Genomic DNA, 22,861 nt, shown 5'->3' with positions numbered 1-22,861 from the left:
ACCTGGTGGGTTTACACAGCTAGAGCGCGCCTGCGGATGCGCCGTGGCCAGCCGGTTCAGTCCACCCAGGGCACCGGCTCAGGTATTCGGTGCGACCTGCTCGCAACGCTCGATCACCGTGTCGTCGGCGCGTTTCGATAGCATGGCCGTGGCGCCTTCACCGCTGCCCTTGGTCCACCATTCGAGATCTTCGTTCAGGTAACGCACGCCGCTCGCTGCGCGGACCACCTGCAACTGCTGCGTGGTGTCCTGGTAGCGCACCAATGCGACTGTGTCGGTGGGGTAGGTGGCGCGCACGGTCGCGCCGCTGTCGCAGCGATAGGTCAACAACTGTACCGCCGGTGTCATCGGTGTCGACGAAGAGGTCTGGGGCGGTGTTTCGGGGGCGCCGGCACAACCGGTCGCCAAAAGCGCTGCGCCGAGCAGCGTACCGGCCGCGGTAGCCGAACGCGGAATAAAGAACATGGCAGGCTCCGTTGAGTATTGATTCGGCAACAAACACAGCTGACATTATCAACTGTTTTTCATGCCTTTATAAATCGAGGCGGGTGCGTGATCCGTCCTCGGTCGATAAGGCGTCGCCGCTGCTGGCCCCGCGGCGCGCACGTTTTGTATACACGGATCATCAGTCCGGCCGTTCAGCTGCTTTGGCGAAGGGCGATAGTCCGTCCAGCCTCGCATATCGCCATGAAGCGCGCGTGAAGATCTTTTACATCAGCCACGTATTTGGCGCCATAATTAGCCCTGTACATCCTTGTTTTGTCAGGAGCGTGCTGTGAAACGCGCACCCAAGATCGGCATCGGCATTCTCGGCGGGCTTGTCCTGCTGGTGTTGCTTCTGGTTGTTTTCGTGCTCGTGTTCGACTTCAATCGGATCAAACCGCTGGTCAACGAGCAGGTTTCGGCAGCGTTAGGGCGCGACTTTGCGATAAACGGCGACCTCGGCCTCGATTGGGAGCGCCCCGAAGGGGAACAGGGCTTGGCCGGTTGGGTGCCGTGGCCGCATGTACACGCCGAAGACATCACGCTGGCCAACGCCGACGGGTTCGAGGGCGAGACGATGGCCGAAATCGCGCGCGTGGATGCCTGGCTCGCGCCCCTGGGCCTGTTTGCCAAACGCGTGTCGCTACCGCGTATCGCGTTCAACCGTGCCGATGCCGCACTCATACGCCAGGCCGATGGCAGTGATAACTGGACGTTCGATATCGGCAACGACTCGACCGGCGAAGACGGCGATAGTGCAGAAGGCAGCGGTTGGTCGGTGGACGTGGATGAAATCGCATTCGACAAGGGCACCGTTCATTACCGCGATGCCACGCTCGATGCCGATATCGATCTCGCCGTCGAGCCGCTCGCCGAGGCCGTGCCGTTCGCCCAGATCACCGGCGACGACAGCGCGGTGAAAACCGACCCGGCCAGGGTGCGCGACTATGTGTTCGGCTGGACCATCGACGGCAGTTTTCGTGGCGCGCCGCTCTCGGGCGAAGGCAAGATCGGCGGCGTGCTCGCGCTCAAGAGCGATACCACGCCGTTTCCGGTTCAGGCCGATGTCAGTTCCGGCAGTACGCGCGTCCAGGTAGCCGGCACGATCCGCCAGCCGCTGAATTTCGGCGGCGCCGATCTGGATGTGGCATTTTCGGGCGCGAGTCTGGACAACCTGTACCGCCTGACGGGGGTAACGCTGCCGCCCACGCCGGCCTATTCCACGCGGGGTCATCTCACCGCCGAGATCGATCACGCCAAGGGTTCGACGTTCGCCTATCGCAATTTCGCCGGAAAGATCGGCGACAGCGATATTGGTGGCAATCTCAGTTTTGATCAGACCGGGGAGCGCCCCAAGCTCTCTGGCGAGCTTGTGTCCAAGCAGCTGCTGTTTGCCGATCTGGCACCGCTGATCGGTGCGGATTCCAACGAGCACAAGGCCGAGCGCGGTGAATCCACGCGTCAGCCCGCCGACAAGGTGCTGCCCGTCGAAACGTTCGATACGGCGAGCTGGGCGGCGATGGATGCCGACGTGAAGTTCACCGCCGAACGCATCCAGCATGGCGACACGCTGCCGTTGAACGATCTGTATGCGCACCTGGTGCTCGACGGTGGCGAGATTCTGATGGACCCGTTGCGCTTTGGTATCGCCAAGGGTGAACTCAATACCACGGTGCGTCTGGAAGGCAACAAGTCGCCGCTGGCTGCCCGTGCCGATCTGCATGCCCGCCGTCTGCAGCTGGATGAAATCGTGCCGGCGGTCGAAGCGCTCGAGGGCAGTCTCGGTGAAATCAACGCCGATGCCAGCTTTACCGGGACAGGCAATTCGGTGGCGGCGCTGCTCGGCGGGGCCGACGGCCGCCTGACGGTACTCATCGATCGCGGCGCGATCAGTCGCAATCTCATGGAGCTGGCGGGACTGAACGTCGGCAACTACGTGGTAGGCAAACTGTTTGGCGACGAACTGGTTCGGATCAATTGCGCGGCCGCGGATATTCCTATCGACAACGGTCTGGCTACGCCCACCGTGTTCGTTTTTGATACCGAGAACGCGATCGTCAATATCACCGGTGATATCGATTTCGGGCCGGAATCGCTGGACCTGACCATTACACCCAAGAGCAAGGGCCCGCGGCTGTTCACGTTACGCTCGCCGTTGTACGTGCGTGGCACGTTCGCTGAACCTTCGCCCGGCGTGAAAGCCGCGCCGCTGCTTGCGCGCGGGGCCGCAGCCGTGGCCCTCGGTGTGGCAGCGACCCCGGCCGCATCGCTACTGGCGCTGATATCGCCGACCGGCGGCGAAGAGAATCAGTGCGGTCCAGTGATCGAACGTATTCGTTCGACCGACGCGAATACCGAAAACGATAACGCCGGCTAGCCCGGCCGGCGCATCCGGAACCGCTGGTCGGCGCCGATCCTGAAATAATCGGCGGGCCCGCCGGCGCGCATGATCGGCTGGCCCGCTGCGGTGTCGTAGATGCCGTCGACGAGCAATTGTTCGTCGATATGCACGCCGACCACTTCGCCAAGCACCAGCCAGGTGTCGGTCTGGGCGCCATCGGCGCCGGTCAGCCGCACGACCTGGCTCAGCCGACACTCGAACGAGACCGGCGTTTCGGCAACCCGGGCCACATCGATCACGCGCGAGGGGGCCGGCGTCAGTCCCGCCAACTCGAATTCGTCAACGTCGGGTTCGACCGCGGCACAGCTTTCGTTCATCGGTTCGGCCAGTGACTCGGTGGCCAGGTTCCAGGCGAACTCACCGGTCTGCTGAATATTGGCCACGCTGTCCTTGTAGCCCACGCTGGCGAAGCCGATGATCGGCGGGGTGTAGTTGAACGCGTTGAAAAAACTATAGGGGGCCAGATTGAGTGCGCCGGCCGTGCTCTTCGACGAAATCCAGCCGATCGGCCGCGGCGCGACCAGCGCATTGAACGGGTCGTGCGGCAGACCGTGGCCGTTGCGTGGTTCGTAGAAGTGAAAGCCTTTCTGATCTGTCATGGTCCGTTCCTTGTCGGGCCGCAAGCGTAGAACGCGATCCTAACCCGTGAGTTCCACCGTGCAAGGCGCTCAACCACGCGCGGTCATCCGATCCACGATATGGGCGGCGATCGGCAGCGCCGAGGTCGCAGCCGGCGAGGGCGCATTGCAGACATGCAGCGTTCGCGGGGTGTCCACGAACCGGAAATCACCGATGAGCGTGCCGTCGCGCGCGACCGCCTGGGCGCGCACGCCGGCCGGGTGGGGGGCGAGATCCGCCCGCTTCAGATCGGGACAGTAGCGTTGCACCTGGGCGAGATAGGCGCGCTTGGACAACGCATTACGCAGTTCGTGAATGCCGGGTTTGATATGACGCGCCAGCATACGGCGAACGCCGGCAAAGGCGAGCATCTCTACCGTATCCCGGGCGCTGAAATCACCCAGGCGATAGCCCTCGCGTGCGGTCGCAAGCACCGCATTGGGGCCGACGGTGATCGAACCGTCGATCATGGGCGTGAGATGGACGCCCAGAAACGGCATCGCCGGATCGGGAACCGGATAGATGAGATGGCGTACGAGATCGTGGTGTTCGTTGCGCAGCCGGTAATATTCACCGCGAAACGGGCAAACGATGAAGTCGGGTTCGATATCGAGCATACGGACCAGCCGATCTGCCATCAGACCGGCACACGCGACGATCTGATGTGCATGCAGCGTTTCTGCCAAGGTGTCGACTACGACTTCGCTGGCGTATTCCTGCAAGCCCTGTACGGCTGTGTCGCAACGAATCTCGCCGCCCGCGGCTTCGATATCCGATGCCAGAGCCCCACTGACTGCGCGGTAGTCGACGATGCCGCTTGTCGGTACATGAATCGCCGCGACACCGTGAACCGCGGGCTCGCGCTCGGCGAGCGCGTCCGCATCGAGCCAGTGGCGTTCGATGCCGTTGGCGCCGATACGATCGAACAGCGTTTCAAGACCGGCCCGCTCGTTTGCAGCGGTCGCGACCAGCAGTTTGCCCGGCGTATCGAACGGTATGCCGTGCTGCGAGCAGAACGTGCGTGTGGCTGTATTACCGGCTACACAGAACCGCGCCTTCAGCGAGTCCGGCGCATAGTAGACCCCGGCATGGATGACACCGGAGTTATGTCCGGTTTGATGGGCCGCGACATCGGCTTCCTTTTCGAGCAGAAGCAGTGATCGGCCCGGGTGTCGGTGCAACAGTTCGCGCGCAGTGGCCAGGCCGACGATGCCGCCGCCGATGACGATGAAATCGTACATGGTGCGATTGCAGCAGATAGGCGCCGGCTGTGCCAGTGGTCGTGCCTCGGGCGAGCGCATTCACCCGCGTAGACAACGTGGCGGCTGGCCCGCCTGATCTGTCGGAGCATGCGACGTGCGTCGTATGATCACGCGTGGTTAATCGAAGAGCACAAGCTATGGATGAATGGGTTGAACGCGCGATGGCGCGCATGCCGAACGTGCCTGCCCTGTTCGGCTGGCTGGGGTTGAACCGTCGCGGCGAGTGGCTGATTCAAGGCGATGTGATCAACCACCGGCGTATCGTCGACACGATCGCGCGCAACTACGGCGTGGACGAACATGGTCGCTGGTTTTTCCAGAACGGCCCGCAGCGTGGCTATATCACGCTCGAATATGCGCCGTTGATCGCGCGCGTACAGGCAGACGACAGCCTCGCCGTGCATACCGGGTGCCGGGTCGAAACCGCCCGCGCGCTTTATCTGGACGAAGACAGCACGGCCGTTCTGGATACGCCGGAGGGCGCGGTGCTTATTCAGGGCGCCGAGCTCGCCTGGGTACTCGAGCGACTACGCAAGACCAGTGGCGACGAAGAAATCGACGAGTCGGCGTTGGCCAGCGCGCTCGAGGCGACCAGCGGCGCGAAGACCGATTTGGAACTCGTTTTCGGCAGCGAGCGGCTGCCCGTCTATCGCTGCGACCGGGCCGATATGCCGACGACGCTGGGCTTTGTGCGTGAGCCGGCCCCGCGTGAAGACGAAAACAGCAATTAGACGATCGCTGCTATCGTTACGCGGCGTGTTTTCAGTTTCGAGACTCTGTGATGGATAAAGCGATCAGCCAGTTTGATGTGCCGAAACTGGCGGAACTGCCCGAGGATATTCGCGAGCGCATTCTCGCCGTTCAGGACAAGGCCGGCTTCGTACCCAATGTGTTCTGGGTATTGGCGCATCGCCCGGACGAGTTCCGCGCGTTTTTCGCTTATCACGATGCGCTCATGGAAAAAGACAGCGGACTGACCAAGGGCGAGCGCGAAATGATTGTGGTCGCGACGTCCGGCATCAACCAGTGTCAGTACTGCGTGGTCGCTCACGGCGCGATTCTGCGGATTCGCGAAGCCGATCCGTTGATTGCGGACCAGATTGCAGTCAATTATCGCAAGGCCGATATCACGCCCCGCCAGCGCGCGATGCTGGATTTTGCGGTGCAGGTGTCGAACGCTGCCCACACTGTCGGGCCCAACGATCATGCCCGGTTGGCCGAGCACGGTTTTTCGGCAGACGATATCTGGGATATCGGCGCGATTGCCGCATTCTTCGCGCTGTCCAATCGCATGGCCAATCTCACCGCAATGCGGCCCAACGACGAGTTCTATCTCATGGGCCGTATGCCGCGCGACGCCAAGGCCTGATCATGGCCTGGCGCTATTGGTGCGATCTAAGCGGGCCGGAACTTGCTGCGATCGCCAACGACGCGTCGGTCGCCATCCTGCCGGTCGCCGCAGTTGAACAGCACGGCCCGCATCTGCCGTTATCCACGGATGTGACGATTGGCGAAGGCTTGCTCGCAGGCGCGCTCGAGCACTTGCGTAACGACAGCGCGCCCGTCTTCGTGTTGCCGACGCTCGCCGTCGGCGCGAGTCTGGAACATACCGGCTTTGCCGGTACGCTCAGCATTGCGCCGGAGACGGCGATAACGACGATCGAATCGATCGGCGCATCACTCGCTGCGGCCGGCATTCGGCGGCTGTTGCTTTTCAACAGCCACGGCGGCAACAAGGCGGTACTCGATCTGGCCGCGCTCAAGCTGCGCGCTGCCCACCGCATGCTGGTCGTCAAGGCGAATTATTTTCGTTTTGCGCCCCCCGCGGCTTCGCTCGCTGCCGACGAACTGGCGCACGGTTTGCACGGCGGGGCGCTGGAAACGTCGCTAATGCTGCATCTGGCACCGGCCAGCGTGCGCCGTGAGCATATCGCCGAGTTCAAGCCAATCGGCGCCCAGCGGGCCGACGCGGGAAGCACGCTGCTACCGGAAGGGGATGCCGGCTTTGCCTGGATGGCGCAAGATCTGCACCCGCAGGGCGTGGCGGGCGACGCGCGTCTGGCCAGCGCCGAACATGGCGCTGCGCTGGCGGCGCAGTTCAGCGCGCGTCTTGCCCAGGTCATCGACGAAACACAGACGTTTGATCTGGCGACGCTCGGCGGCGTCTAACATAGCGCCAGCCAGTAAGCGATCAGTTGTCGGTCGCGGTCGCGTCTTCCGGTGATGTGCCGAGTACCTGGTCCAGCCAGTGGCCGGCGCGGGTGGCCTTGGCAGTCAGATAACGACGGTTCTGGTGCGTCACCCGGCCATAGACACCGCTGCGCTGTACCACCGTCACCCCGCCGCGGCTCATCGCCGCGATCTTGGACGGATTATTGGTTAATAGTTCGATCTGCCGGATCTCCAATTGAGCCAGCATTTCCAGTGCCACATTGTAGCGGCGTTCGTCGTCGCCAAAGCCCAGCACATGATCGGCGTCCACCGTATCCAGCCCTTCATCCTGAAGGCTGTAAGCGCGCAGCTTGTTTGCGAGCCCGATGCCGCGGCCTTCCTGGGCGAGATAGAGCAATACGCCGCCACCATGATCGGCGATCTTGGCCACGCTCGAGCGTAGCTGCTCGCCACAATCGCAACGCAGGCTGCCGAACAGGTCGCCGGTCAGACAGGCCGAATGCAGGCGCACCGGCACCGCGTCGGCCCATTTCTCCGGGTCGCCGATCACGATCGCCAGATGTTCGCGCATGCCGTCGGCTTCACGAAACAGCACGAAACGCGAGCGCGGCGCATCGTCGAGCGGTACGTCCGCTGCGCTGATGCGCTTGAGAAAATTGGGCGCGTTGTTTTCATAGTTGGCGACGGCATCGGTGTCGGTGGCCAGCAGGCTGCCGTCCTTGACCCGAGCTTCGATGGCTGCCAGCCGATCGGCCGCGACCGGCGCGGTAATCGCGGCCGGAATGAGCAGGCCGCGGCGCATGAGCGTAAGCCCGGCGGCGTCGCCGCCAGTTGTCTTTTGTATGGCCTTGGGTTCCGGCTGAGTCTGCGGGTGGCGTGCACAGGCCCAGTCGATGACTTGTGTTGCTGTGTTGTCGGCCGTAATCGGCAGCGCTGCTGCATCGCCGTCGGTATTGAGACCCAGCACTTCCAGGCGATGCTTGGTGACAATCAGCGCGCAGGGGTTGCCGGCATGCTCGGCTAGACGCTGCAACGCAGCGTCAGTCATGCCTTCGAGCGGTGCGACAAGGGTGGCGCGATGCGAGTCGTCGGTCTGGGGGTCGCTGTTACGGATGAGTACGGGCAAACCGCGCCGCAAATCGAATATCGAACGTTCCACCTGTCGCATACTGTCTCTCGGTATGGTCCCGTTTTGTAAAACTCAAGCGACGCGCGCTCGAACATGCACTGATTGCTGGCCACAGGCGCTCGCATGCGGCGCGGCATTATCCTAGAGTCGGTGGCCCGCGCGGTAGCCCGCGCCGCGTTCGACAAACGCCCGCGATGAGCAATGAATGCCTGTGATGGACGACGATTACGCCTGGCAATTGATTCAGGATGCACGCAATTCAAGGCGCGTCGCGCCGGCGACACTCGGCGATATGAATGTGCAGCGCACATCTATCGTAATCGATGAAAGCTACGGTTGGCAGTTCGACGGCGAATTGTCGGTCTCGGTCGCGGCATTGTTGGATACATTGCTGCCGGTCGCGCTCGGTGGGCCGGATTTCGTAATCGCGCAGCTCGGGCAGAGTCTGGATGGGCGGATCGCCACCGAAAGCGGGCATTCCCATTACGTGACCGGTGAGGCCAGCCGCGTCCATCTGCATCGGCTGCGCGCGCTCGTGGATGCCGTAATCGTCGGCGCCGGTACGGTCGCCGCCGACGACCCCCAGCTGACCGTGCGCCACGTGCCGGGGGCGAATCCGGTGCGTGTGGTGATCGATCCGCGTGCGCGGCTTGCGGCCGATCGCAAGCTGTTCAACGATGCCTCGGCGTCGACGCTGCACGTTGTGGGGCCACACGCGCCGGCCAGCCCGCCCGGTGTCGAGCGTGTCGTGCTCGGTTGCGACGACGAGGCGATGGATCCTGCCGCCATTCTAGGCCTGCTCGCCGAACGCGGCCTGACGCGGGTATTGGTCGAAGGCGGCGGCGTGACGATTTCACGATTTCTGGATGCCGGTTTGCTCGATCGCCTGCATGTCGTGGTGGCCCCGATGTTGATCGGGTCCGGGCGCCCGGCGCTCTCGCTGGCGCCTATTGAAAAACTGCACAGCGCGCTACGACCGTCCTGTAAAAGCCAGGTCATGGGCGACGACATGTTCTTCGATCTCGACCTGCGCGCTTCGTATCAGCCCTGAAGCGCTGGCTCGCGCCGCCACAGCACAACCGCGCCCGGCGAGCTGGATACGAGCACCAGCGCGCCGTAGCACAACGACAGCGCCACGCCTTCGTGCGCCGGCAGACCGACGAGCGTCCACACCACGGCCGCGGCGCCTTCGCGCAAACCCCAGCCGGCAATCGACAGCGGCACCGCCATCGCCATGAGCACCGGCGGGATGAGCCAGATGAGTTCATCCAGCGGCGTGGCCAGTGCGATTGCCTGGGCACAAAGCAGGAATACGCCGATATAGCTTGCAACCACCAGCAGCGAGCTGGCGAATTGCGCCGGCCAGACGCTGCGGGCGAGCAGGCTGCGATGCGTATTTCCGAGAAAACGTAGGGCCGATACGCGCGTTTGGGGATAGCGGTAAGCCACCGCACCGGCGCTGCCGATTAGAAGCAGTATTGCGACGAGCACGACAAAAGCCTGTATCGCGGAAAAGCCCGCCATGGGCAGTCGCTGCGCTACGCCGGCCGTTAGCGCGGGCGCCTGCCAGAGTGCGACGACAGTGACCAGCGCGAGTGAAAGCTGGCCGGAAAAACGCTCGATGAATACGGCATGCCAGGCGGCCGCGGTATCGGTATCGCGGCGTGCATGGCGCCAGGCGCGATGCGCGTCGCCGAGTACGCCGCCCGGCAGGACCTGATTGAGAAACGTGGCTAGATAATATTCGCGGATCGCCGCACCGATCGTCAGCCGCAGGCCCACGCAGCGCGCGGTCAGGCGCCAGCGCCAGGCCGAGATGACGACCTGCGGCACGGTCAGCGCGAGTGCTGCTGCCAGCCATTCGTAATCCAGATCTTGAAACTGGTTCGCCAGAGCAGTCAGATCGATGCGCCAGACGACTGTGCCGACCAGCGCCGCGCTGAACAGCGCGCGCAGCGTGAAACGCCAGCCGCCTCGACTCATGGACTGGGTGTTGCGAACAGATCCTGATGGCCGACGGTGATCGATAGCTCGCCGGCCTGGAGTGACTGCATACGGGCGGCAGCCCAGGCATCGATACGCGCACTGGCCTCGGGGGCCTGTTCGCATGCGGCGCGGCGCCAGCCGTCGATTAGCGCTGCGCCGAGATCGGCGCGTGTTGCATCGATATTCCAGGCGCTCTTGGCAAGCGTTGCACGATAGCCTTCGTGCTCGAACGCCTGTTGCAGCACCGCAGGTGCGTGCGCGCCGAGGGCTTCGCCAAAGCTTTTGTCACGGTGCTGATGTGCCCCCAGCAGGCCGGTTATGAATGCGTCGTCGGTCGAGGCCGGGGCGAAGTCGATATGGCCGTCGATACTGAGAACGAACAGCACGGCCGCCCCGTGCGCGGCACAGGCCTGAGCGAGGCGCACGATCCATGCGCGGGTGACCAGGTCGAATAATGCCGCTGCGGTGACCAGGTGTGCGCCCGCCAGTGCGGTTTCGAGGCCGTCGCCGGTGAGATCCAGCGCTTGCGTTTCGATCGCGACGGGCGCGCCATGGGCATCGGTGAGCGAATGCGCGCTCGCCTGGACTGTCTCGAGCAGCGCGCAGTCGTGATCGATAAGACGCCAGTGCTGAGGGCCGGGCAGGCGCGGGGCAAGATAGCGCATATTCGAACCGCGGCCGGCGCCGAGGTCCACGATGCGCCGACGACTGGCGGCCTGACGAGCCAGCCATTCGGCCGCGGCATCGGTCAGGGGCATAGCGCGGGCCTGGTGATCGGCCGGTTCGCGCAGGCTAAGCCAGTCTGCTTCGAAAAAGGCATGTGGATTGGATTCGCTCATCGCGCGAGCACGGCCGCGAATTCGCGTGCCGCCGCTGCCCAGTCGCGTTGCCGTGAACGCGCAATGCGTGCCGCGGCGGCGGCACATCCGCGTTGTTCGGCATCATCGATAAGCGTATGCAGGGCTTGTGCAAGCGCGTTCGTATCGCCGGGCGCGACTACGATGCCGGCGCCGGCCGGCACGGTATCCGCGAGCGCGCCGCCTGTTGTGGTGACGATCGGCAGTCCGTGCGCCACGGCTTCGTCGATGACCATGCCGTAGCCTTCGTAGTACGAGGCCAGCACGAAGATGGCCGCGCGTTCGTAGTAGCGCTCCAGCGCCTGCGTGTTCTGGCTGCCGTGCAGACGGATACGCGATGAAAGACCGTGGCGATCGACCGCCTGGTGCAACGCCTTCGTTTCGTCGGCATCGCGTTTATCGTCGCCGACGAAATCACAGACCCAGTCGAGATCACGGAGTTGAGCGAGGGCATCGACGAGCAGGCGATGACCTTTGCGGGGAATGATGCTGGCGACACAAAGCAGACGAGGCGCGCCCTGGTGTGCAACGTGCGCGAGTGTGGCCGGGCGTACGCCCGGTTCGATGACCGTAATAGCGTCTTCGCGGGCCAGGGCGAGCGATACGAGACGGCGTGCAGTGAAACGACTCGTCACGATGATTCGCGTGGCACAGGCAAGCACACGCCGCTCCGATTCGAGTAAATGCGCCTGAGTTGCGTCATCGAGACCGGTTTCATCACAAAGCGGATGATGAAGCAGGACGATGAGCGCTCCTTGGCCCGCATGGCGTTCGACGACCTCGGGTAGCCCGCCGGCAGCGAGCCCGTCAACGATGACGGGCATACGTGGCGAGGCGCGCGCCAACGTACGATCGAGCGCGGCACGGGCGGTATCGTCGGCGACGGGGAACGTGCCCGCCAGTTCGACGACCTCTATATCAACGCCATCCGCCTGCAGACCGTCGATAATGGCGCGGTCGTAAACGTACCCGCCGGTGGGCTGGTCGAGCGCGCCCGCGACGACGAATGCGGCCGCGGTCACACGTCGCCCTCGTAGCTTGCCCAGGCGATATGCGACTCCGCCAGCGTTACGCGCATTGCGGCAAGCGATCGCGCGCTATCGCCGAGATCGCCGGCTTGAATGGCGGCGCGCAGCCGGTCGAACACGGCCTTGGCGAGAAATTCGGTGGTGGTGTTGCGCCCTTTGAATTCGTCGACGTCGTCGAGGTTGCGCATATTCAGTTCGCCGAGCGTTCGCTTGAGCGCATCGCTGGCCAGGCCGATGTCAATGACGAGATCGTCGTCGTCGAGTTCGGCGCGCATGAACGATACGTCCACGACATAGGTTGCGCCGTGCGTATGCTGGGCCGGGCCGAAGATTTCGCCGTTGAAGCTATGGGCGATCATGAAGTGATCGCGAACGGTCAGGCTGAACATGTCGGGTCCTTTATTGAATTCGAAACAGAAAACGCGCCGTCAGGGGTAACGGATGCGCTGACACAGGCTATTGTCGTCTGGCGAGGCCAGACGATGCATGACCGCCGGCAAATCGTCGAACGCGGCATCTTCGAGCTCGAACAGTGCATCGAAGCGCGCGTCGGCAAGCAGCGACACCGCGAGCGCCAGTCGAGCGCCGTGATCGCGCCGCGCGCGGCGGCTCGGCGAAACGGCGCCGACCTGGCTTGAGCGCAGCGTCAGCCGCTGGGAATGAAAAGCGCCGCCCAGGGCGATTGTTACTGGCGTGGCACCGTACCAGCTCATTTCCAGGACCGTCGCTTCGAATCCGGCCAGGGCGATAGCGCTATCCAGGCCGGCGCCGGTAGCACTGGCATGAACAACGATATCGCGATCTGTTGTTGCGGTATCCGGGGCGCGAAAGCGCGCGCCCAGGGCTTCAGCCAGCACGCTCTTTCCTGGATCGATATCCACGAGTTCGACATCGGTGCCCGGGATGGCTGCGGTCAGACCGGCGATCAGTGCGCCGATCACACCTGCGCCCACGATGGTGACCCGATCGCCCACACCGATACCGGCGTCCCAGAGCGCATTGACCGCGGTTTCCATATTGGCGGCAAGCACCGCCCGCGCCGCGGGTACATCGGCCGGCAGTTCAACCACGGCATCGGCGTTCACGACATAGCGCGTTTGATGTGGATACAGACAGAACACGTTGCGGCCGATCCAGTTCGGCGGGCCGTCTTCGACCACGCCGACGTTGGCATAGCCGTGTTTGACCGGCCCAGGCAGACTGCCATCCTGAAACGGGGCGCGCATACGCGAGTATTCGCTCTCGGGCACTGCACCGGCGAAAACCAGCGTTTCCGTGCCGCGGCTGATCGCGGAATAGAGGCTGCGTATCAGAAGTTGTTCGCCCTCGCGTTCGGGCAGTGGCTCGTCGCGCAGACGACAGGCGTAGGGCGGTTCCAGCCACAAGGCCCGAGCGAAGCGATCAGTCATGGCATGTCACGCAATTGAAACAGGATGAAGCGCGCTCGCGTAAACTCATCAAATTACGCCGTCGCATGCGTTGCGACGTGGGCGACAAGGAAGCCGGCGCCGATGCGTAGGCTTAGCGAGTACGATCTTCTGTGCGAAATGTAACCCGCATCATACCTTCGCGGCGACTGGTCGTTGGCGTATCGGCGCCAACCAGCCAGTCGGCGCGCGCGAGAGTGCAACCGGGCGCGCGTTCGTTTATTTTCGAACTGCTGGCGGGGTTGGTGGCGCTCGGCGTCGGCACTGAAATACTGTTGTATGCGCTGGGCGGGCCGGTTGCGCTACGCGCCTGTGCGGGCGGTCTGTACCTGGCCCTGGCCGTCGTTCTGTATGGCTGTCGGGGCGGGTGTCCGCAGCCGTTCGGCTGGGCCAACCGCATCACGCTGATACGCGCGGCGGCGGTGATGCTGCTGGCTGGCGCCGGTATGTTCCCGGCTTTTCTGGCTGCCAATGTGTATGCGTTCGCCGCGCTGGCGGTGGTTTGTCTGCTACTGGATGGGGTGGACGGTTGGGTCGCACGGCGTACCGGCTGCAGTGGCGCATTCGGCGCCCGTTTCGATATGGAGCTCGATGCCTTTTTCCTGCTTGTGTTGTCGGTCGTGCTCGTCGCGCTCGACAAGGCGGGGCTCTGGGTGCTCGCAATCGGTCTGGCGCGCTATCTGTTCGTGATCGCCCAGGCATGCCTTCCCATGCTTAGGCGGCCGCTGCCGCCATCGCGATTGCGCAAGATTGCCTGTGTCTGGCAAGGCGCGACGCTCATGGTCTGCCTGTTGCCGGCGGTCAGCGCAACGGTAGCCAGCTCCGCGCTCGTTATCGCGTTGGCACTACTGATGCTGTCATTCGGGCGCGATATCGCATGGCTCGTCCGCCAGGCGGGCGAAACCATGCGCGTAATCGGCTAGCTAGCGCGTGGTCAAGCAGGCACACGGGGCCAGATGCGCGACCTTGTGTGATGTACTGCCGATCACCAAGCCCGTGAAATCGCTCAAGCCGCGTCGACCCATGATAATCAGATCGGCGTCGGCGCGCTCGGCGGCCGCAACGATCTGCTGGACCGGGTCGCCGCCAACAATCTCCGTCTCGATGTTTTGACAGCCCGCGCCTTCGAGCATGTCACGCGCCGCACTGATCGCGGACTGCCCCGCAGCTTTCAGCTCTTCCGGCGAGGGCTGCAACGTGATCGCCGCGCCCCCGAGCGCAAGCGTTTTTTCGTGGCCCGTGTGCTGGGGTACATGCACGATATGCAACGCGGCGGTATAGCGTTTGCCCATATCGGCAGCGATCTCGATAGCCCGCTTCGAGTGCTCGGACCCGTCGACCGCGATCACGATTGTTTCGAACATCTTCGTTCTCCCTTCTAAAGCCGTCGTACGTTCAGCCTACACACGAGAGTACGGATGAAAAGCGTATGCACAATTTAACTAGCGAATACTTTCATACGTGTAATGTACATCTAATGTCGTGCCGTGTAGTATTTTCGATAGGCATGAAAAGCGGATGGCGCTGACCATGCGTCGTCCGTGGGGACTGGGACGACATGAAGGCACGCTTTTTCGACCGGCTGATCGATCAAGGCACGCTCGTTATCCATTACCCGGATTCGAACACGCAGATCATCGGCCAGGGTAAGCCCACCGCGCATATTCACTTGCGCGAGCGCAGGGTGCTGGCGCGTTTGCTTTCCGACCCCGAAATGGCGTTCGGCGAGGCCTATATGGACGGCGACTGGTGGCCGGGCGAGGGCGGGCTGCTGGCGTTGTTCAAGTTGTATTTCGCGAATGCGAACAACTTTGATTCCAGCCGTATTCTGGATATCGCGCGCCATGCCTTGCGCGGGCTACGCGAGGCGAACTCGCGGCTGCGCTCACGGCGCAACGTCAAGCACCACTACGATATCGACCACGAGCTGTTCGCCCGGTTTCTCGATAGCGATATGCACTACTCTTGTGCCTACTTCGAATCCGCCGACATGGATCTCGAAGCGGCCCAGCAAGCCAAGTGTCGGCATATTGCGCGCAAGCTCTGTCTCGAGCCGGGCGATCGTGTGCTCGACATCGGCTGGGGGTGGGGGGGGCTGGCGCTCTATCTCGCTCGCCATCACGACGTGAACGTGACCGGTTTGACGCTATCTGACGATCAGTACGCGTATGCGCAAGCCCGCGCCGACCGTGAAGGCTTGCGCGAGCGTGTGCGTTTTCTCAAACAGGATTATCGCGAGCACCAGCTCGATGGCGGCAGCGGCTACGATGCGATCGTGAGCGTGGGCATGTTCGAGCATGTCGGCCGGCCGCAGTTCCAGATCTTCTTCGACCAGGTTCAGCGCCTACTCAAGCCGCACGGTCGGAGCCTGATTCATACCATCGGGCGCAGCGGCCCACCGGTCGAGGACACCCACGGCTGGATCGAGAAATATATTTTCCCGGGCGGCTATGTGCCATCGCTGTCCGAGGTCGCGCCCTGCGTGGAAAAGACCGGTATGAGCCTGTCGGACCTGGAAATCTGGCGGCTGCACTATGCGCGTACGTTGGCCAGCTGGAACGAACGCTTCCAGCAGCATCGCGACGTTTTTCGCGAACGTTTCGGCGAGCGCTTCTGCCGGATGTGGGAGTTCTATTTACTCGGTTGCCAGGCGATCTTCCGCTGGGGCGAACTGGTGGTATTTCATATCCAGCTTGCACAGCGCAACGATATCGTGCCGGTCACGCGCGATTATCTGTACAAGGAACGCGTCGAGGCACCGCGCCGCATTCAGGACAACGAGTTCGACTGGACCGGCTGAGCGCCGCGTCGGCACATGACCGACACCACGGCAGCGCCGGCGAACAGGGTGGTGCATAGCGCCAGGCCCCAGACGTTGATGCCGAGCGTTTTTGCGTATTGGCCGCTACCTATCGACACGGCTGCCGGGATGAGTTCGAAGCCGGCCAACCGCTCGAGCGCGAGGGCTATGCCGATGATCACGCCGGGCCAGAGCGCCAGGTGAAAGGACAGCCGACCTGCGCCCGGTAGCCATGCGAGCAGAAATATCGGCGCCAGGCCCATGATCGCGGTACCGCTGATCGTGGTCGCCGCAATCACGGCAGGGCCGACGCCGTCGATATAGAGCGATAGCAGCGGCAGGTTGCCGATTACGGCGATGACCCATACCGCCCGCCGGCCGCGACGCTGGTCCTGACGAGTCGGTACCGCGCGGGCAACGCGCCAGTCTCGAGCGCTGAACTTGGCGGTTGACGCGAAGGTGGAGTCGAGCGTCGAACCGGCGCTGGCGAGCATGACCGCGTTGAACAACAGCATCATGCCAAGACCCAGCGCCATGGGTACGGCAATGGCAACCGAAGGTGTCGGTGTGATGTGCTCGGCCAGCGCGTACAGTCCGGCCACACTGAAACCGGCGATCAGCGCGCCGCCAAGCAGTGCGGCAAGCATGAAACTGGCGACCATCTTGTGCGGCGGGCTAACGAAGGCGCGGTCGGTCAGCACGGGGTCGTGAAAGCCATAGGACAGCGTTTGCACGAGCGCGAGCACGGCAAAAGTGATGCCATGGGCACGCATGTCGGCGCTGATCAGCGCAGTGTCGTCGCTCGATAGACCGGTGGCTATGACATTCGGTGTGAGCACCGCGAGCGTCACGACCAGCAATACGGCAATCAGTACCATTTGTGCCGCGTCGGTCACGATCGAGGAACGCAGGCCGCCGCGCCGTGCGTAGTAGAGCGTCAAAGCGGTGAAGGCGATGACGGCGAGCCAGTAGGGCGTGCTGCCTTCGGTGCCGAAGTAAAGCGCGGCGACCTTGGTGTTCGACCAGATTTCGTTGAACAGACGAATGCCGATCACGATCAGAAACAGGCGCGTGGCCACGACGCCGTACTTGCGTTCGAGAAAGGCGGCCAGCGAGTTGTCGTGGCCGCGGGTGCGTATGAAATAGACGGCGATGGCCACGATGACGAACGCGAGCCAGTAGGTGGCATAGCCGATGCCGCCCCAGTAGCCGAAGGCAGCGGTCAGGTTCATGGCGTTGTCCACGCTCTTGGCCATGACCCAGGAAATAGCCGCCGACGCCCCCAGCAGCCAGATGCCAGGCGTACGCCCGGACAGGGAATGGCCGCCGAAGAACGCCATCGGCCCGGCGGCTCGGGGCGTGGCCTTGAGCACGATCAGCGCGTAGGCCGCGAAGACGAGCCACGGCATCAACGCGACCGCGCCGGGCAGCATTGGGTTCAGAGTCGGCCCTGCTCGCGAATCGGGTGCCAGCCGTCGGCGTTGGCACGGCCCAGCTGCTCGAGCATTTGCGGCAGACGTTCGTCAGCGCCGGCGCGAGCCCGCAGGCGTACGTCGAGCAGGTAGCGTTTCGTTTCGTCGAGGCTCAGCCCGCCGTCGATGGCGAGCGGGCCCTCGCTTTCGACCAGTGTCACGCGCAGGCCGTCATCAGACCGGCCGAGCGCGGCGGTAAAACGGCCCAGCGGCACCGGCGGGTTGAACAGTTGCCAGCGCGTGTTCACCAGGCTGATCTGGCCGGCGAGCGCGTCGAAGTGCAGTTCGTCGTCGAACACGGCCTCGGCGATGTTCACCCGCACGTCGCCGGATAGCGGCAAGAAGGTATAACCGCCGAGTTTCGCCAGCCAGCTGGCGGAGGCGCTGCCGGTGACGTTTTCGATGGTTGTCTGGCCGAACAGCGAACGCGACACATCGGCATCGAAACCGCCCAGATCCGAGTCGATATTGAGCCGCGCGCTGATACGGCCAAGTAGTAGCGACGCCGGCTTCAGGGTCCAGGCGACATTCTCGATGGCACCGTCGGGCCCGGAAATATAGCTGGCCCGGCCATCGAAAAGCGTGCCGGTGACGCCGCCCATCGCAATCGGGCCCATCTGTTCCGCCCAGCCCGCCGCAACACGTGCCGGCAGGAAGGCGACGAGGCCGATAATGAAGGTAATCAGGCCGATCAGCCCGTAGCGCAGGGCGCGCATCATGCGCTACCTCGCGCCAGTGTCAGTCGTGCCTGCACAGTGCCGGCTTCCTCGTCGCGGGTAATCGTCATCTGCTGGGCTGCCACACCGTAGTCGCGCTGAAGGCTGCGCAGCCAGAACAGCATCTGGTTGAAGTTCGCCTTCTCGAGCGTGACGGTGGCCTGATCGTCGTCATCCGGCTGGATACGCCGTACGGCTTCGCCGAGGCCATTCTCGCGGCTGGTGCTGTCCACGATAGACAGCAGCGAATCGTTGCGGCCCTGGATCCGGCGTTGCGTGTTATCGGCCTGGAGCAGCCGGGCTTCGTCCCGGATGCCGAGCATCCAGCGTGTTTCGTCGGCCTGCGCTGTCAGGCGCAGACGGCCTTCTTCAACGCTCGTATTCAGCGGTCGCCAGAGCCCGTAGTAGAACACGGCAATCGTCACCACGATCGCACAGACAATGACGGCGACGCGCTCGCGCGGCGCCAGGCCTTCGTACCATTGGCGTAGTGCGTTCATGTGGGCTCCGCGGTCACGCTGGCACGTATCTGGACGCCGTTGGCCGCCGCATCGGCGCTTTCCACGTTCAGCGTGGTGCCACGCTGACGCGCGAACCCGGCCCGCAACGCTTCGAGGGACTGCACGCTATCACCGCGCAGGCTTAGATAAAGCGCGCCGTCACGATATTGCAGCGACTGGATCGTCAGGCTCCCGGCCTGGCCGGCTACCTCGGCTGTCGCCTGTAGCAGGGGGAAAACGCCACCGCTGCCACCGCTGCCCCGGAGTGCGCGGATGTTCTGTTCGGCTTGTACCCTTAGATCGTTGATCGTACCGACCCGGGGAAATGTTTCTCGGAACACGCTCTCGCTGCGCGCTTCGAGCGTGTCGATACGCTGATGCAACTGGTAGCTTTCGATGCCGCGTGCGGCCAGCGCGATGAGCAGCCACGCCGCAGCAAGCCCGGCTGTGAGCCGAAACGGCTGCCACCATGCTTGCATCGCCGAGGCCCGTGCGAGTGCGCCCTGGCGCAGGTTGATAGCTTCGCGTGTATCGGCGTGGGCGAGCAGATGCGCGAGCAGGATCTCGTCATCGGCGTAGTCGACCGATTCGATATCGGGCGAGGGGTCGAGCGCGCGCTCGGGGGCCAGGCTTTGAGCTGCGGAATTCGTTCTGGCGCGCTCCAACACGATGCGCGCGGGCGGTGTGCAGCCACTGGCCAATACCGGCCAAAGTGCTTGTTCGCAGGCAAAACCGTGGCCGTGGCCCGTGCGGGTGAGCACGCGGTCATCGACCACAGCGACATGCCAGCTGTCACTTTCCGCCGCTGCGAGGGCGAGCACGTCCGGTACCGCCTGCACGATATCCAGGCCGGCGGTTTCACAGGCGTCGAGCAGGTGCTTCATCAGCGCGCGGTCGACCACCAGTACCGGCGTATCGCCGTCGGCATCGGCTTTGGCAGCGAGGGCGAAATGCAGATCGTCCACGCGCGTGACCAATCGGTCTTCGAGCGCAAAGGCCGCCGCCTGTAGTCGGCGTTTGGCCTGGCGAATCGGCGGTAACGTAACCCGGGTCAGCAGTACATCTTCGCCGGGGATCAGCAGCGTGCACTCGCGCCCATCGGCGGCCAACGCCGCATCGTCGACAGGGCCGCGCACGAGTTCATCGGCTGCATTCAGCCAGGCGGCCTGTTCGCCGTCGAAATGCACGATGAATCGTTCAGCCACGAATGCATACCCCCGGAGTTTCAGATCGCAACGCAGGCCCTGAAGCGGCGCGGCTACGGGCGCTACCCGATACGATCCAGCGCCAGTCTACCTGAATCAAAACGGGTTTTAACGTCTGCACGCTTTCGAGGTCGGCCACCATGGGTAACGCCCGACGGCATGCTTTCAAACGGGCGCACGACCGGCCGTCGACAACCGCTGGCAAGCGCCGTGGATCACTCGACATTGGTGCTGTGACGCAAGGTACGTACCGCGCCGTTGTCGCCGCGCTCGAGCACGCTGAAAAACTGTATCTGGGCACGATCGACGGTGATCTGGCCGGTGGCCAGGAAATAGTGCGTGACCACATCGAGGCGGTTGGCATCGATATCGCGACCGGCGAGCGCCGGGTCCTGCAGAAAAGCGTCGATCGATTCCCAGGGCTCGTCTGCACGGGATTCGACCAGCGCTTCGCCGGTGCTGGCTGGCAACTCGGGCGCGAGCGTTGCCAGTATCGGGGCCGGGGCTGTGTTGACGTTAATGGCGGTCAGCTGCGGCAGCGCACAGATATACGGCTGCAGGGCGGCATAGATTGCCGGGGTAACGCCCTTGACCAGCCGCAACTCGCTCGCACTGGCCATGAGCGTGTTCGCTGTCCGATAGGCCGGGTTCAGGCCCAGATAATAATCGTCCTCGGCGCCGTCGGGCAGGGTGGGGTTGATATCGGCGTCCAGCCAGTCGCGGGTGGAAGCTGCGATAGTGCGCGCCGTGATCTGATCGGTATCGGCCACCAGCTCGATCAGGCGCTGGAACTGTTCCTGGGCCGCGTCGACGTCGGAGCCGCTGAGATTGTTCAAGTTGAACCGCCCCTGAAGATCGATGAGTCGGCCCTGGAGCGCGCCGCCGTCGAGTGGCAGGTAGTCCACGGGCTGTGCCCATGCTTCATCGAGGCTGTCGATATCGCTGTTTTCGGCGTCCTGACGCAGCAGTTTGCCGAGCCAGTTTTCGATGCCCACCGCATACCACCAAGCTTGCTCTGACTGCCAGATATTGCCGCTTCGGTGCAAGGCGAGATTCATCTGCGAAAGCATGCTGGCGCCGATGATCGCGACCAGAGCTACGATGAGCATCGCGGTTAGAAGCGCAACCCCGCGCTGGTACCGGTCGGGCTTCATCTTCAACGCTCGGCCCCTGCGAGCATGAACAGCAGGCGCAGATCGCCCCAGGCCGAGGTGGTGACACGGAGTTCGATCGCAAGCGGCGGCGCATAGCTCGAAGCGATGGTGCCAGCCGGGGTCTGCACGCTTGTCGCGGATGCGCCGATGGTCGAATTCTCGGGCCAGCGGTCCTGCCACTCGCGGTCGCTATCGAGAAACCGCCATTCCACGTTCGATACATCTTCAAGCAACACCGATTCGACCGGTACGCTGTCCTGTGCCTGATCTAGCACGCGCCAGTGGGCGCGCACGAGGTTGTTGTCCTCGTCGATGCGATAGGCCACGCGTTGCAGATTGCTGCGAATGTCGCCCAACGGATTACGCCAGCCGTTGCGGGTGAACTGCAGACCGATATCCGGGCTGCCGAAGATTGCGGGCTGATTGTCGCCGAAGCTGTCACGGATCGGACGATTGACGATCTGTTCGATATCGTTGCGCATGCGCCAGACCGACATCTGTAGCGTTTTGCTGCGATCGAGCGCGGCCGTGACGGTTTCGCGGGTCGAGATCACCGACGACAGCCCGCCATAGGCCATGGCGGCCATGACCACGAACACGGCGATCGCGATCAGTATTTCGATTAGGGTAAAACCGGTCTGGCGGTCGGGCCCGCGCATCAGAAGTTCGAGCCGTAATCGCGAGCCGTATCTTCATCGGCCTGAGCGCCGTTGCCGCCGGCGGGCACGTTTTGAAGGGCGATATGCTGGGTGACGAAACCGCTGAGCAGTGCCACTGCATCGGCTTCCGGATCGCCGCTGTCGGGGGCGATACGAAACACCCGGATATCGATACGGCGCACATCGGGGTCGGGCGATTCCTGGATTTCGGCTTCCCAATGCCAATCCGCGTCGCCCATTTCGGTCTCGCCGTCTTCGGTCCCGGTGCTGGGCCATTGTTCGGCGATCTGATATTGAACGAGCTGATTGCGGGCGACCCATTGCGCGAGCGTACGATCGTGGATATAGCGGGCGTAGTCCGCATAGCGTGCGCCGCCGGAAATAAAGGCGCCGAGCGCGAGTGCAAGAATTGCGGTCGCAACAAGCACCTCGACGAGCGTAAAGCCGCGTTCGTTTGTCATCGCGGGCCTTCGATGCGCGTCATCTCGAGCGTGCCGCCGGCCTCGCCGGTCAGGCGGTAACGGTAATCCACGTCGTTCGCATAGAGCTCGAGTTCGAAGGGTACGAATTCACCGCTGGACAGCAATACTGCCTCTGGCCGTACGACGTCTTCTTCGTCTTCATCGGCCTGAACCAGTCGTGGTGTGTCGTCGCCGCGGTCGATGAGCACGATAACGAGTCCGTCGCCGAGTTCACGAGCGCGCAGCGGGATGTCCGGTACGTTAAGCGGCTGCCAGCCGTCATCACCCAGGCGCAGGAATCGATAGCCGCCTTGAGTGATGTCGAGCCCGATTTCCCGCCCGTAGAGAATGGCATCGTCGGCCGCGGTCTGGAGTAAGGCGTTTAGGCGCTCGGCTTCGGTATCGAGACGGTCGGCCGGGCCCGTCGGGTTGATCGAAAGCGACACGAACGCCAGTACCACGCCGATGATGAGGGCAACGACGAGTACCTCGATAAGCGTGAAGCCACGCTGTTGACCTCTTACGGGCACG

25 protein-coding genes are annotated in these 22,861 nt (G+C 63.4%); 7 read left to right on the top strand and 18 right to left on the bottom strand.

The window, feature by feature from the left end:
• Nucleotides 1-78: 78 nt before the first annotated feature.
• Complete coding sequence (locus SSPSH_RS15325) at nucleotides 79-465, bottom strand: MliC family protein (RefSeq protein ID WP_006912059.1); 387 nt, start codon at nucleotides 463-465, stop codon at nucleotides 79-81.
• 310 nt (nucleotides 466-775) lie between these two features.
• Here SSPSH_RS15325 and SSPSH_RS15315 point away from each other — a divergent pair, with 310 nt between their 5' ends.
• Nucleotides 776-2,860: an AsmA family protein gene (locus SSPSH_RS15315; protein WP_006912057.1), complete on the top strand. Its 2,085-nt coding sequence runs from the start codon at nucleotides 776-778 to the stop codon at nucleotides 2,858-2,860.
• Here SSPSH_RS15315 and SSPSH_RS15310 read toward each other — a convergent pair.
• Together SSPSH_RS15310 and lhgO are read right to left on the bottom strand one after the other, a co-directional pair.
• Nucleotides 2,857-3,483, bottom strand: coding sequence for a flavin reductase family protein (locus SSPSH_RS15310; RefSeq protein WP_006912056.1), 627 nt, complete (start codon nucleotides 3,481-3,483; stop codon nucleotides 2,857-2,859). The genes SSPSH_RS15315 and SSPSH_RS15310 overlap by 4 nt on opposite strands.
• 69 nt (nucleotides 3,484-3,552) lie before the next feature.
• Nucleotides 3,553-4,743, bottom strand: coding sequence for an L-2-hydroxyglutarate oxidase (gene lhgO / locus SSPSH_RS15305; protein ID WP_006912055.1), 1,191 nt, complete (start codon nucleotides 4,741-4,743; stop codon nucleotides 3,553-3,555).
• A gap of 158 nt (nucleotides 4,744-4,901) precedes the next feature.
• Between lhgO and SSPSH_RS15300 the strand changes: the two genes are divergently transcribed.
• Genes SSPSH_RS15300 through SSPSH_RS15290 form a run of 3 tightly spaced genes read left to right on the top strand, consistent with a single transcriptional unit; the run spans nucleotide 4,902 to nucleotide 6,933 of the window.
• Entirely contained in the window at nucleotides 4,902-5,495 is a 594-nt protein-coding gene (locus SSPSH_RS15300; RefSeq protein ID WP_006912054.1) for a DUF2946 family protein, read from the top strand.
• Between the two features lie 50 nt (nucleotides 5,496-5,545).
• Entirely contained in the window at nucleotides 5,546-6,133 is a 588-nt protein-coding gene (locus SSPSH_RS15295; RefSeq protein WP_006912053.1) for a peroxidase-related enzyme, read from the top strand.
• A 2-nt stretch (nucleotides 6,134-6,135) separates the two neighbouring features.
• A complete protein-coding gene (locus tag SSPSH_RS15290) occupies nucleotides 6,136-6,933 on the top strand; it encodes a creatininase family protein (protein ID WP_006912052.1) in 798 nt (265 codons plus the stop codon).
• A gap of 22 nt (nucleotides 6,934-6,955) precedes the next feature.
• Here SSPSH_RS15290 and ribA read toward each other — a convergent pair whose 3' ends face one another.
• Complete coding sequence (gene ribA / locus SSPSH_RS15285) at nucleotides 6,956-8,104, bottom strand: GTP cyclohydrolase II RibA (RefSeq protein ID WP_006912051.1); 1,149 nt, start codon at nucleotides 8,102-8,104, stop codon at nucleotides 6,956-6,958.
• 166 nt (nucleotides 8,105-8,270) lie between these two features.
• On the opposite strand from ribA, the gene SSPSH_RS15280 reads away from it, so the two are divergent.
• Nucleotides 8,271-9,116 carry a RibD family protein gene (locus SSPSH_RS15280; RefSeq protein ID WP_021031859.1) on the top strand — a complete coding sequence of 282 codons (846 nt, stop codon included), beginning with the start codon at nucleotides 8,271-8,273 and terminating at the stop codon, nucleotides 9,114-9,116.
• On the opposite strand, the gene SSPSH_RS15275 is transcribed toward SSPSH_RS15280, so the two are convergent.
• Genes SSPSH_RS15275 through SSPSH_RS15255 form a run of 5 tightly spaced genes read right to left on the bottom strand, consistent with a single transcriptional unit; the run spans nucleotide 9,107 to nucleotide 13,345 of the window.
• The gene (locus SSPSH_RS15275) at nucleotides 9,107-10,048 is read right to left on the bottom strand and encodes a lysylphosphatidylglycerol synthase transmembrane domain-containing protein (protein ID WP_006912049.1); all 942 of its coding nucleotides are present in this window, start codon (nucleotides 10,046-10,048) and stop codon (nucleotides 9,107-9,109) included. The two genes, SSPSH_RS15280 and SSPSH_RS15275, sit on opposite strands and share 10 nt — an antisense overlap.
• Nucleotides 10,045-10,890, bottom strand: a complete 846-nt coding sequence (locus SSPSH_RS15270) for a hypothetical protein (RefSeq protein ID WP_006912048.1) — start codon at nucleotides 10,888-10,890, stop codon at nucleotides 10,045-10,047. Before SSPSH_RS15270 ends, SSPSH_RS15275 begins: the two co-directional genes overlap by 4 nt.
• Nucleotides 10,887-11,930: a glycosyltransferase family 4 protein gene (locus SSPSH_RS15265; protein WP_006912047.1), complete on the bottom strand. Its 1,044-nt coding sequence runs from the start codon at nucleotides 11,928-11,930 to the stop codon at nucleotides 10,887-10,889. Before SSPSH_RS15265 ends, SSPSH_RS15270 begins: the two co-directional genes overlap by 4 nt.
• A complete protein-coding gene (locus SSPSH_RS15260) occupies nucleotides 11,927-12,325 on the bottom strand; it encodes a 6-pyruvoyl trahydropterin synthase family protein (RefSeq protein ID WP_006912046.1) in 399 nt (132 codons plus the stop codon). Before SSPSH_RS15260 ends, SSPSH_RS15265 begins: the two co-directional genes overlap by 4 nt.
• Nucleotides 12,326-12,364: 39 nt before the next feature.
• Nucleotides 12,365-13,345 (bottom strand): zinc-dependent alcohol dehydrogenase, encoded by a 981-nt coding sequence (locus SSPSH_RS15255; protein ID WP_006912045.1) that lies wholly within the window; start codon nucleotides 13,343-13,345, stop codon nucleotides 12,365-12,367.
• 215 nt (nucleotides 13,346-13,560) lie between these two features.
• Here SSPSH_RS15255 and SSPSH_RS15250 point away from each other — a divergent pair, with 215 nt between their 5' ends.
• A complete protein-coding gene (locus tag SSPSH_RS15250; protein ID WP_006912043.1) occupies nucleotides 13,561-14,286 on the top strand; it encodes a CDP-alcohol phosphatidyltransferase family protein in 726 nt (241 codons plus the stop codon).
• Here the strand turns inward: SSPSH_RS15250 and SSPSH_RS15245 are convergent, their stop codons facing one another.
• Entirely contained in the window at nucleotides 14,287-14,727 is a 441-nt protein-coding gene (locus tag SSPSH_RS15245) for a universal stress protein (RefSeq protein WP_006912041.1), read from the bottom strand. It abuts the gene before it with no gap.
• Between the two features lie 194 nt (nucleotides 14,728-14,921).
• Between SSPSH_RS15245 and SSPSH_RS15240 the strand changes: the two genes are divergently transcribed.
• Nucleotides 14,922-16,163 (top strand): SAM-dependent methyltransferase, encoded by a 1,242-nt coding sequence (locus SSPSH_RS15240; RefSeq protein WP_021031858.1) that lies wholly within the window; start codon nucleotides 14,922-14,924, stop codon nucleotides 16,161-16,163.
• On the opposite strand, the gene SSPSH_RS15235 is transcribed toward SSPSH_RS15240, so the two are convergent.
• From SSPSH_RS15235 to gspH, 8 genes are all read right to left on the bottom strand, one after another.
• Nucleotides 16,133-17,572: an SLC5/6 family protein gene (locus tag SSPSH_RS15235; RefSeq protein WP_040608382.1), complete on the bottom strand. Its 1,440-nt coding sequence runs from the start codon at nucleotides 17,570-17,572 to the stop codon at nucleotides 16,133-16,135. The two genes, SSPSH_RS15240 and SSPSH_RS15235, sit on opposite strands and share 31 nt — an antisense overlap.
• Nucleotides 17,573-17,601: 29 nt before the next feature.
• Nucleotides 17,602-18,354 (bottom strand): type II secretion system protein N, encoded by a 753-nt coding sequence (locus tag SSPSH_RS15230; protein ID WP_006912037.1) that lies wholly within the window; start codon nucleotides 18,352-18,354, stop codon nucleotides 17,602-17,604.
• Nucleotides 18,351-18,851 (bottom strand): type II secretion system protein GspM, encoded by a 501-nt coding sequence (gspM, locus tag SSPSH_RS18115; protein ID WP_006912036.1) that lies wholly within the window; start codon nucleotides 18,849-18,851, stop codon nucleotides 18,351-18,353. Before gspM ends, SSPSH_RS15230 begins: the two co-directional genes overlap by 4 nt.
• Complete coding sequence (gene gspL, locus SSPSH_RS15220; protein WP_021031857.1) at nucleotides 18,848-20,056, bottom strand: type II secretion system protein GspL; 1,209 nt, start codon at nucleotides 20,054-20,056, stop codon at nucleotides 18,848-18,850. Before gspL ends, gspM begins: the two co-directional genes overlap by 4 nt.
• 215 nt (nucleotides 20,057-20,271) lie before the next feature.
• Nucleotides 20,272-21,210 (bottom strand): type II secretion system minor pseudopilin GspK, encoded by a 939-nt coding sequence (gene gspK / locus SSPSH_RS15215; RefSeq protein ID WP_006915242.1) that lies wholly within the window; start codon nucleotides 21,208-21,210, stop codon nucleotides 20,272-20,274.
• A gap of 2 nt (nucleotides 21,211-21,212) precedes the next feature.
• Entirely contained in the window at nucleotides 21,213-21,869 is a 657-nt protein-coding gene (gspJ, locus tag SSPSH_RS15210) for a type II secretion system minor pseudopilin GspJ (protein WP_006912033.1), read from the bottom strand.
• Nucleotides 21,869-22,330, bottom strand: a complete 462-nt coding sequence (gene gspI / locus SSPSH_RS15205) for a type II secretion system minor pseudopilin GspI (RefSeq protein WP_006912032.1) — start codon at nucleotides 22,328-22,330, stop codon at nucleotides 21,869-21,871. Before gspI ends, gspJ begins: the two co-directional genes overlap by 1 nt.
• A complete protein-coding gene (gene gspH / locus SSPSH_RS15200; protein ID WP_006912031.1) occupies nucleotides 22,327-22,860 on the bottom strand; it encodes a type II secretion system minor pseudopilin GspH in 534 nt (177 codons plus the stop codon). The genes gspI and gspH overlap by 4 nt, the downstream gene beginning before the upstream one ends.
• Nucleotide 22,861 lies beyond the last annotated feature (1 nt).

This window comes from Salinisphaera shabanensis E1L3A (assembly GCF_000215955.2).
Lineage (GTDB): Bacteria > Pseudomonadota > Gammaproteobacteria > Nevskiales > Salinisphaeraceae > Salinisphaera > Salinisphaera shabanensis.
This window is presented reverse-complemented; position numbering and strand designations above follow the sequence as displayed.

What these genes read in the sequence shown, in the direction of transcription:
- SSPSH_RS15325 (WP_006912059.1), bottom strand. Translation starts at nt 465, where the DNA reads ATGTTCTTTATTCCGCGTTCGGCTACCGCGGCCGGTACGCTGCTCGGC.
- SSPSH_RS15310 (WP_006912056.1), bottom strand. Translation starts at nt 3,483, where the DNA reads ATGACAGATCAGAAAGGCTTTCACTTCTACGAACCACGCAACGGCCAC.
- lhgO (WP_006912055.1), bottom strand. Translation starts at nt 4,743, where the DNA reads ATGTACGATTTCATCGTCATCGGCGGCGGCATCGTCGGCCTGGCCACT.
- SSPSH_RS15300 (WP_006912054.1), top strand. Translation starts at nt 4,902, where the DNA reads ATGGATGAATGGGTTGAACGCGCGATGGCGCGCATGCCGAACGTGCCT.
- SSPSH_RS15295 (WP_006912053.1), top strand. Translation starts at nt 5,546, where the DNA reads ATGGATAAAGCGATCAGCCAGTTTGATGTGCCGAAACTGGCGGAACTG.
- SSPSH_RS15290 (WP_006912052.1), top strand. Translation starts at nt 6,136, where the DNA reads ATGGCCTGGCGCTATTGGTGCGATCTAAGCGGGCCGGAACTTGCTGCG.
- ribA (WP_006912051.1), bottom strand. Translation starts at nt 8,104, where the DNA reads ATGCGACAGGTGGAACGTTCGATATTCGATTTGCGGCGCGGTTTGCCC.
- SSPSH_RS15280 (WP_021031859.1), top strand. Translation starts at nt 8,271, where the DNA reads ATGCCTGTGATGGACGACGATTACGCCTGGCAATTGATTCAGGATGCA.
- SSPSH_RS15275 (WP_006912049.1), bottom strand. Translation starts at nt 10,048, where the DNA reads ATGAGTCGAGGCGGCTGGCGTTTCACGCTGCGCGCGCTGTTCAGCGCG.
- SSPSH_RS15270 (WP_006912048.1), bottom strand. Translation starts at nt 10,890, where the DNA reads ATGAGCGAATCCAATCCACATGCCTTTTTCGAAGCAGACTGGCTTAGC.
- SSPSH_RS15260 (WP_006912046.1), bottom strand. Translation starts at nt 12,325, where the DNA reads ATGTTCAGCCTGACCGTTCGCGATCACTTCATGATCGCCCATAGCTTC.
- SSPSH_RS15255 (WP_006912045.1), bottom strand. Translation starts at nt 13,345, where the DNA reads ATGACTGATCGCTTCGCTCGGGCCTTGTGGCTGGAACCGCCCTACGCC.
- SSPSH_RS15245 (WP_006912041.1), bottom strand. Translation starts at nt 14,727, where the DNA reads ATGTTCGAAACAATCGTGATCGCGGTCGACGGGTCCGAGCACTCGAAG.
- SSPSH_RS15240 (WP_021031858.1), top strand. Translation starts at nt 14,922, where the DNA reads ATGAAGGCACGCTTTTTCGACCGGCTGATCGATCAAGGCACGCTCGTT.
- SSPSH_RS15235 (WP_040608382.1), bottom strand. Translation starts at nt 17,572, where the DNA reads ATGCCGTGGCTCGTCTTCGCGGCCTACGCGCTGATCGTGCTCAAGGCC.
- SSPSH_RS15230 (WP_006912037.1), bottom strand. Translation starts at nt 18,354, where the DNA reads ATGATGCGCGCCCTGCGCTACGGGCTGATCGGCCTGATTACCTTCATT.
- gspM (WP_006912036.1), bottom strand. Translation starts at nt 18,851, where the DNA reads ATGAACGCACTACGCCAATGGTACGAAGGCCTGGCGCCGCGCGAGCGC.
- gspK (WP_006915242.1), bottom strand. Translation starts at nt 21,210, where the DNA reads ATGAAGCCCGACCGGTACCAGCGCGGGGTTGCGCTTCTAACCGCGATG.
- gspJ (WP_006912033.1), bottom strand. Translation starts at nt 21,869, where the DNA reads ATGCGCGGGCCCGACCGCCAGACCGGTTTTACCCTAATCGAAATACTG.
- gspI (WP_006912032.1), bottom strand. Translation starts at nt 22,330, where the DNA reads ATGACAAACGAACGCGGCTTTACGCTCGTCGAGGTGCTTGTTGCGACC.